Origin of the sequence: Nonomuraea diastatica (assembly GCF_004349015.1) — a bacterium.
GTDB classification, from domain to species: Bacteria; Actinomycetota; Actinomycetes; order Streptosporangiales; family Streptosporangiaceae; genus Nonomuraea; species Nonomuraea diastatica.
The window spans coordinates 1-1,396 of record NZ_SMKP01000414.1; the positions used below are offsets into that span (position 1 = coordinate 1).

General features: G+C 68.3%; 1 protein-coding gene. It reads right to left on the reverse strand.

Annotated elements, in window-relative coordinates; translation table 11 throughout:
* Positions 1–71 precede the first annotated feature (71 nt).
* Positions 72–1,396 (reverse strand): LamG domain-containing protein (locus E1294_RS51935; protein WP_132520754.1); only part of this gene is annotated, 1,325 nt, incomplete at its 5' end.

Below are 1,396 nucleotides of genomic sequence, written 5' to 3' on the forward strand. Positions count from 1 at the left end.
CGCGGCCACCGCCATCGACCATGTGCTGTCCTGGTCACATTTCCGGCTTGTCCACCAAACCCGAGCCCTGATCAGCCACTACCGCCAACGAGGCGACCCCCTACCCCAAGATCTGCGAATGTAGTACAGGAGGCGTAGACGCGTTCCTGAATGCGTGCCAGTAACGCTGCGTGCCTCGGATCGGTCGGGGTGTTGTAACAGTCCTCCAGCGTCAGGTGATCAGGATTGAAGGAGGAGGCGGCCATGGCGGTGCCTGCCGCTTTGCGCGTGGACTCCGTTGTCGGCTGGGTGATCGTTGCTGACGTTCCCGCGACGAGGGCTGTGAGATCTTCGGAGGACAGGGGCCTCTGGTAGAGCTGGACGTCGTCAAGATCGCCCCGCATTTCGGCGCCCAGGGTCATGGCGGTGTCCGCGTTCCACGCCGTGAAGCTCACTGGCGAGGTCTTGACCAGGTTGCCGTTGAGGTACAGCCAGGCGGACTTGGCCGTGGCGTCGTACACGCCGGCCAGGTGGAACCATTCGCCGACCGGTGGTTCGACGTCGGACACCACGCCCTCGACCGTCGCATCCGCGGCGTCGGCGCTGGTGAGGGTGAACACAAGTCCGTGGTCCGGGGTGTTGCCGAGCCGGAAGGGCGCCTGGTGGATGCCCTTCTGCTCGAGGACGGTGTAGTCGCCGTCCTTGTCGCTCCACCGTAGCCAAGCGGCGGCGGTGAAGCTCTGATCGGTACGGATCACCGGTCCGGCGGTCTGGGCCAGGGGCTCCTCGCCGGACTGGGTGACGTCCACGGTGACCTGCCGCCACTCCGACCAGGCCGAGGCGGCCTGCTCGCCAACCGCGCGTAGGCGCCAGCGCACCTTCCACCCATCAACTAGCTTGTCCGCTGGGACGGCGATGCTCGCCTGGGTACCGGAGCCGACGCTGTCCACGGCACCTGTCCAGATCTGACCGGTGCCCTGGCCTTCGGGTGCGGCCGGGTCGTGTTCGATCTCAGCCTCGGCCCGCAGCGCCTGGCCGGCGGGGTGGGTGAGGGTGGCCTGCAGCGTGGGGGTGAGCGTGGTGCTCACCGTCACGCCGTCCACTACCTTCGACGGAGTGATGGTCAGGCCGGTGGCGGTGGGTTTAGGCAGGCTGACGGTGAAGGACTGCCAGTCCGACCAGGCGGAGGCGGCGGTAGCTGAGACAGCGCGGGCGCGCCAGCGCACCTTCCACCCGTCGGTCAGGGTGCCCGCCGGGACGGCGATATTCGCCTGGGTGCTGGCGGGGACGTTGTCGGCGCTGCCAGCCCAGATCTGGCCGGTGCCCTGTCCGGTCGCGGCGGGGTCGTGCTCGATCTCGACCTCAGCCCGTAGGGGCTTCCCGGCGGGGTCGCTCACCTGGGCCAGCAGGGCAGGGG